Origin of the sequence: Flavobacterium sp. SOK18b (assembly GCF_014156605.1) — a bacterium.
Lineage (GTDB): Bacteria > Bacteroidota > Bacteroidia > Flavobacteriales > Flavobacteriaceae > Flavobacterium > Flavobacterium tiangeerense.
Genome location: NZ_QKNZ01000034.1, coordinates 54311 through 61398, shown reverse-complemented (window position 1 = coordinate 61398; position 7088 = coordinate 54311). Strand labels below are relative to the sequence as shown.

General features: G+C 34.8%; 6 protein-coding genes. 2 read left to right on the top strand and 4 right to left on the bottom strand.

The window, feature by feature from the left end; translation table 11 throughout:
• On the top strand, window positions 1-447 hold a 447-nt coding region (locus DNC80_RS07035; RefSeq protein WP_182650422.1), incomplete at its 5' end, for an OmpA family protein.
• 133 nt (window positions 448-580) lie between these two features.
• Here the strand turns inward: DNC80_RS07035 and DNC80_RS07030 are convergent.
• On the bottom strand, window positions 581-1537 hold the full coding sequence (locus tag DNC80_RS07030) for a DUF3810 domain-containing protein (protein WP_370628716.1): 957 nt from the start codon (window positions 1535-1537) through the stop codon (window positions 581-583).
• A 209-nt stretch (window positions 1538-1746) separates the two neighbouring features.
• On the opposite strand from DNC80_RS07030, the gene DNC80_RS07025 reads away from it, so the two are divergent.
• A complete protein-coding gene (locus tag DNC80_RS07025; protein WP_182650418.1) occupies window positions 1747-3210 on the top strand; it encodes an aminoacyl-histidine dipeptidase in 1464 nt (487 codons plus the stop codon).
• A gap of 313 nt (window positions 3211-3523) precedes the next feature.
• Here DNC80_RS07025 and DNC80_RS07020 read toward each other — a convergent pair whose 3' ends face one another.
• From DNC80_RS07020 to DNC80_RS07010, 3 genes are all read right to left on the bottom strand, one after another.
• On the bottom strand, window positions 3524-4291 hold the full coding sequence (locus DNC80_RS07020) for a carboxypeptidase-like regulatory domain-containing protein (protein ID WP_182650417.1): 768 nt from the start codon (window positions 4289-4291) through the stop codon (window positions 3524-3526).
• A gap of 83 nt (window positions 4292-4374) precedes the next feature.
• A complete protein-coding gene (locus DNC80_RS07015) occupies window positions 4375-6300 on the bottom strand; it encodes a DEAD/DEAH box helicase (RefSeq protein WP_182650415.1) in 1926 nt (641 codons plus the stop codon).
• 191 nt (window positions 6301-6491) lie between these two features.
• On the bottom strand, window positions 6492-7070 hold the full coding sequence (locus tag DNC80_RS07010) for a non-canonical purine NTP diphosphatase (RefSeq protein ID WP_182650413.1): 579 nt from the start codon (window positions 7068-7070) through the stop codon (window positions 6492-6494).
• Between the last annotated feature and the right edge of the window lie 18 nt (window positions 7071-7088).

Here is a 7088-nt window from a genome sequence, read left to right as displayed (position 1 = left end):
GTATCTGGAGTAACACAAGGACCATTGGCCTTAGAGCCAAGAAAAAAAGCTATTAATGTAGGTACAGATTTAGCTAAGACCTTGGATATTACGATTTTGTATTTTGATTTAGACAAGTCAGTTATACGTAAGGATGCGGCATTTGAGCTAGAAAAAGTATTAGCAGTGATGCAACAATACCCAAAGATGACTATCGACATTAGATCCCATACAGATTGCAGACAAACTGTTGCTTACAACCAGGCGCTATCTGATAGAAGAGCTAAATCAACTAAGGCATGGTTGGTAAAAAACGGTATAGCTGCTAGTAGATTAACCGCTAAAGGATACGGAGAATCACAACTTGTAAACGATTGTGGATGTGAACCAACGAACAAATCAAACTGTACGGAGGCACAACACCAAGCCAATAGAAGAAGTGAGTTTATTATTGTATCTATGCAATAAATCTTCTCAAAACAATAAAAATCTAAAAAGGCTATCCTTAACGGGATAGCCTTTTTTTTGTTATATCGTATTAGATAAATGAATGATGGAATAGGAGTCAATTCAATATAATACTAGTTGTTTCTGTCACATTTTATAGGGTATGTGTTTTACTGTAATTCACCATTAAATTCACAAACTTACTATAGCTTTCCATGCCGTCTTTTTGTTGATTGATCTTCAAGAATTGGTTATAGAAAGCATGAAAACCTTTGTCAATAAAAGTGTCGTATTGCTTCCAGAATTGCTCACTTTCTTTGTAGTTTTTTAAAACACCAGGATGAATGGTTTTTATTAGTTGTTTGTAAATAACTTCATCGCGTACTTGCCAATTTCCTAGACAATAGCGTAAAGCCATACTATAGCCAGAATATTGGATGTACGTATCTTCATTTTCAACACAAGCTAAGAACCCTATAAAATTACATTCACTTTCGCTGGCATAACCCATTTGGTGTGCCATTTCGTGATTCACAGTCATTGGAAAACCATACAGCGGTACGAGATCATTTACTTGAGCCTCATTTGTAAAAGGATTTAAATACCCTCCAAATCCCATGTAGGTCAAGGGTAAACTAAATAACGTTTTTTTGGTGCTTAGAGTGTTGAATTTAAAAAAAGAATGCTTTTTTGCAATGGCATGATAACCGTTCAAGCTCTTTTTAAAGATTTGTTCTTGTGTGTACGGAATGGAAACTTTTAAACCTTTATTAGTAGTAATGGTATATTGAACTGCATTTGTTTTTGAAATAATCATTTTTGTAAAAACGAGTAAATCGTTATCAGTGTATTCGTTTTTAATTTTCATTTTTTCAAAAAGAGGTTCACGGTAGTAGTTGAGTGCCCAGAGCGCATGAAACAAAAAGTAAAGCACAGATGTAAAACTCAGTATGCTTAAAAGTTTATTTTTCCACTGAGACCTCCAAGTTTTTCGGTTGTTCCAAAACCAGCTCACGACGCAAAGAATCAAAATAAAATAAAGACAATCTCCAATAGAAAAAGGAATCCTTCCTAAAATTGTACGCAAGAACTGAGTTAATACAGGATACATGTAATTGCTGTACCAGCGCTCTATTTGTTCCGGATAAAAAGGAGCAATTTGGAGCAATATAATTTGGATGAGGAAAAAAATCGGGAGAAAATATTTTGTTTTCAAGATAAAAAATTTGAGTTGTAAATATAATTACAATATTAATTAGTGCCTATTGGAAATTAAACTTTGTAACTTTGTATTGTAAAATTAAAACATCAATTACCAATATGAGTCAAGAAATAAGAAATCTAGAGCCAAAAGCACTTTGGAATAAGTTTGCGGATTTAAATGCAGTGCCAAGACCTTCTAAAAAAGAGGATCGTGTGATTGCTTTCATGAAAAATTTTGGCGAAAGCCTAGGACTTGAAACTTTTGAAGATGAAATTCGAAATGTAATCATAAGAAAACCGGCTACTCCAGGTATGGAAAACCGTAAAGCAATTGTATTGCAAGGACACTTAGATATGGTGCATCAAAAAAACGGAGAAACTGTTTTTGATTTTGATACACAAGGAATAGACATGTATGTTGATGGTGATTGGGTTCGTGCGCAAGGTACAACTTTAGGTGCTGACAACGGTTTAGGAGTTGCTGCTATCATGGCTGTTCTAGAAAGTAAAGACATTCCTCATCCTGCTATTGAGGCCTTGTTTACTATAGATGAAGAAACCGGAATGACTGGAGCTCTTAACTTAAAAGGTGGTGTTTTACAGGGTCAAATCTTACTGAATTTAGATACTGAGGAAGATGATGAAATTGATATCGGTTGCGCTGGTGGAATAGATGTTACAGCTACTGCAGAATATGATGAAGAGGAAACTCCTGAAGGTTCTGTGGGGTATACCATTACCGTGAAAGGCTTGCAAGGAGGACATTCAGGTATGGATATTCATAAAGGTTTGGGCAATGCCAATAAAATAATGAACCGTTTATTGTTTGATGGTTTTGATAATTTTGGGTTGCAAATCTCCGAAATAAAAGGAGGAAGTTTACGCAATGCAATTCCAAGAGAAAGTATAGCGAAAGTAATCATTGCAGAGGTGTATGATGAAGCGTTTGTGTTTGACATGCAGCAAATTGTAAACGAAATAAAAACAGAACTAAAAACTACGGAGCCAAATCTAGAAGTTGTTTTTGAAAAATTAGAAACAACACCTGCTAAGGTTATGCCGTCAATTGCTCAGTTTTATTTTGTGAGAGCCATGTATACTGCCCATAATGGAGTGTACAGCATGAGCGCTGATTTTGAAAATCTAGTTGAAACTTCAAATAATATTGCAAAAGTAGTTTTAGGAGATGGGCAACTTTCGGTTCAATGTTTAACGCGATCTTCTGTAGAGACTTCAAAATTTGATTTAGCAAATGGGTTGCGATCAGCTTTTGAATTAATGGGTTGCGAAGTTGAATTTTCAGGTTCCTATCCTGGATGGACTCCAAATTCTAAATCGGAAATTTTAGATGTTTTGGTTCCTCTTTATGAAAAGCAAAACGGTGAAAAACCTAGAGTGGTTGCCTGTCATGCAGGACTTGAATGTGGTATTTTAGGCACTAATTATCCTGACATGGATATGATATCTTTTGGTCCAACTATTCATGGTGCGCATTCACCTGATGAGAGAGCTAGTATTTCGTCATCACAAAAATTCTGGAAATTTTTTGTTGAAATTTTAGCAAATATTCCAGTTAAATAATCGTAGTATTCAGGAACAGTCTCAGTATTCAGTTTTAAAGAACTGCAAACTGAGACTGTAAACTGAGTATTAATCTCTTTTAGGAGCATTTTTCTTTTCTCTTTTTTCTTCTTTCTTTTCTTTAGCGGTTTTTAAAGGCTCTTTTTTCGCAGTCTTTTTCGCATCCTGACTTTTTGCCATGATAATATATTTAGTGGTTAATGTTCAATTTAGTAAATGTATGTAATATTTTGATTTATTACCTATTTAATTAAAAAATCCCCAATTTTTTTGAATTGAGGATTGATTGGTTTTACTTAAGAAATGTTGAAATTTATTTTTTCTTCAAGATCTTATATTCTTCATAACAGCCACTAATAGCATCCATTATTTGTAGGTCATTAGCCGTTTTAATAAAGGAGTCCGAGTAATTACAACGTTGTAAAATTTCAGGGATTTCATCCTTGTCAATGCCTAAAAGTACAGCAATAGTTTCTCTATCATATTTTGATTCTAATAATTTTCGTACCGTGTCATCCTTTTTCATTTCTTTTAACTTCTTCAACTCTTTTGGATTTTTACCAAAAAAATTATAGAGCATATCAGCTGGATTGAATATGGAACCCAGAACTTTTCCAAAAGCATTTGGAGAGTATTGACCAGCTTCATAACCTTGGGTAAGACCAGAAATGCTATAACGGTAATTTTCTTTTACGGGAATTATTTTGGTATCTACCTCAAGATACCCCGTCAAATTAAAAGGTCTTATGATAACCTCTTCTAGCGCAATGGCTTTCTCTGTAAGTTGAATTTTGGTGCTTTTATTTTTGATCCAGTCATTTGTGACGCGTACTCGCAAAGACTGAAAACCTAGACTTGTAATGTGTAAGGTATCATTGACTTGTACGTCAATCTCAAAATGTCCGCTTTCATCAGTTGTGGCACCTCGCACTTTGTTGATGTTGATAATGTTTACACTTGATAATGGTTGTTTAGTTGTATTACTAAGAATAATTCCATCTACTTTTTGAGAAGGTTCTTTGACTTGAGATTGTGCTGTAATTGAGAATACAGTAAATAAAAAAACTACAAAATATTTCATACTCTAATTTAAGACTTTAAAAGTAATAAATCAGGATTAAATATTTTGTAGTTCCAGTATAATTATAAGAATATTAACTAAACTTAGTCTCTTCTTGGTCTTCTTGGTCTTGGTGCATCACCAAAGCTTTCAGAACGTCTAGGTGCTCTATCAGATGATCCTTCAGTTCTAGGTCGGTCAGATGAAAAACCACCTTCTCTTCTTGGAGCTGCTCCTCTATCGCTTCTAAAACCACCTTCTCTTGGTGCTGAACTTCTATCGCTTCTAAATCCGCCAGAACCTTCTCTTCTTGGAGCAAAACTTCCTTCTCTTCTAGGAGCTGAACTTCTTCCGCCACCAAAGCTACCACCAGAACTTCTTCCGTTGTGGTCACGTCTTCCGCCACCGTCATTTTTAGAAATCTCAACATTGATTCTGCGTCCTTCTAATTGAACGTTATTCAATATTTCCATTACTTTATCAGTATGCTCAGGATCAGTATTAAAGAAAGAGAAACCTTCTTTTACGTCTACTTTGAAAACGTCATCACGACCTAAGTCTAATGTCTCTTTCAAGTAATCTTTAAGTGACATCCAATCAAAGTTGTCTCTAGAACCAATGTTTACAAAATAACGAGTTGCTCCGCCATTATTGTTTTCTCTTGGAGCACCATCTCTATCATCACTTCTTTCACGTCTTTCACCTGATTGAGTTGAAATGTCTCTGTTTTTCTTGTAATAATTGATAAAACGGTTAAATTCTACCGATACCATTTTCTTGATTAATTCTTCTTTCGATAAATCTTCAAGAACGCTATTAATTGCAGGAAGGTATGTATCAATTTCGTGATCAACCTCTGTATCTTTAATTTTGTTGGCTAAGTGCAGTAATTGAATCTCGCAAATTTCGATTCCAGATGGAATTGATTTTTCTTCAAATTTTTGCTTGATGATTCTTTCAATAGATGAAATTTTACGCAATTCGCTTTTAGTAACAATTACAATCGAAGTTCCTAAACGACCAGCACGACCAGTACGACCAGAACGGTGGTTGTATGTTTCAATTTCATCAGGTAATTGGTAGTTTACTACGTGAGTAATGTTATCCACATCAATACCACGAGCAGCTACATCAGTAGCAACAAGCATTTGTATTTGACGACCACGGAAAGATTTCATAACTCCATCACGCTGTGCTTGTGATAAATCACCGTGTAATGCAGCAGCACTGTATCCGTCTTCAATTAATTTTTCGGCTACAGCTTGTGTATCTCTTTTGGTACGACAAAAAACTACAGAGAAAATATCTGGGTTTGAATCTGCCAAACGTTTCAAAGCTTCGTAACGGTCACGTGCATTTACCAGGTAAAATTCGTGAGAAACGGTAGCAGAACCTGAGTTTTTAGCTCCAACTGTAATTTCAATAGGATCAGTCATGAATTGTTTTCCAATACGTGCTACTTCAGCAGGCATTGTTGCAGAAAACAACCATGTGTTTTTGTCGTCTGGTGTAGTTGAAAGGATGTTTACGATATCTTCGTAGAAACCCATATTCAACATTTCGTCAGCTTCGTCAAGAATACAATAGTTAATTCCAGTAATGTTTACTAGACCTCTATTAATCATATCTTGCATTCTTCCTGGAGTTGCTACAATAATTTGTGCCCCTCTCTTTATGTCTCTCGCTTGTTCTGTGATGCTAGCTCCTCCGTAAACGGCTACTACATTAATACCTTTTTCGTATTTAGAGTAGTTTTTAAGTTCGTTGGTAATCTGCAAACACAACTCGCGTGTTGGAGATAAAATTAATGCTTGTGTGTTTCTGTTGTTAGCATCAATTTTTTGGATAACTGGAAAACCAAAAGCTGCCGTTTTCCCTGTCCCTGTCTGAGCCAACGCAACCATATCTGTATCTTTTTCCAATAATAGGGGAATCGCTTTCTCCTGTACTTCGCTCGGATTTTCAAATCCTAGATCTAAAACCGCCTTCAGTAACGATTCACTCAATCCTAATTGTTCAAATTTGTTCATATGTATTTTTAAAATAGGGTGCAAAATTACTCTAAATTATTCATATAAACTAATGCTATTTCAAGATTTAATGATTTATTATAATTTGATTATCAGAAAGTTATGATTTGTTGTTCAATTTAGGACTATTTTTGATACAAAAAATATAGCTTTGCAACTATGTTTTTCAAGTAAATTTTTATTGTTTTTGGTTAACTTTTGTTTTTTAGATGTGCTAATAGTTGTTTTGTTGCCTTACCTCTATGGCTAATTTCATTTTTTAGTTCTAATGGTAGTTGAGCAAAAGTTTCGGTATATCCCTCTGGTTGGAATATAGGATCGTAACCAAAACCTTGATTACCAATTTTTTCTAACGTAATTTCTCCTTTGGCAATACCAGTAAATAAATGTTGTTCGCCGTTTAAATTTAAAGCGATTACGGTTTTAAATTGTGCTGCTCTAGTTTCTTTATCTGTTAAATTTTTTAATAAGAGGTTCATATTGTCTTCAGGATTACGTTGCTCACCGGCATATCTGGCACTGTAAACTCCTGGAGCACCATCTAGTGCTAGTACCTCAAGACCCGTATCATCTGCAAAACAGTCGTAGCAGTATTTTTGAGTTACATAATTTGCTTTTAAAATGGCATTCCCTTCAATTGTTGATGCTGTTTCTGGAATTTCTTCATGGCATCCTATGCTTTCAAGGCTCAATATTGTTACGCTATCTGGAAGCATGCTTTGAAGTTCTATGATTTTATTTTTGTTGTTAGAAGCGAAAACTATTTTCATGGTTTTAGTTAAGAATTT

Bases quoted from the DNA above. Each gene is read 5' to 3' on its own strand.
- DNC80_RS07020 (WP_182650417.1), bottom strand. From the start codon at position 4,291: ATGAAATATTTTGTAGTTTTTTTATTTACTGTATTCTCAATTACAGCA.
- DNC80_RS07025 (WP_182650418.1), top strand. From the start codon at position 1,747: ATGAGTCAAGAAATAAGAAATCTAGAGCCAAAAGCACTTTGGAATAAG.
- DNC80_RS07030 (WP_370628716.1), bottom strand. From the start codon at position 1,537: ATGTATCCTGTATTAACTCAGTTCTTGCGTACAATTTTAGGAAGGATT.
- DNC80_RS07015 (WP_182650415.1), bottom strand. From the start codon at position 6,300: ATGAACAAATTTGAACAATTAGGATTGAGTGAATCGTTACTGAAGGCG.
- DNC80_RS07010 (WP_182650413.1), bottom strand. From the start codon at position 7,070: ATGAAAATAGTTTTCGCTTCTAACAACAAAAATAAAATCATAGAACTT.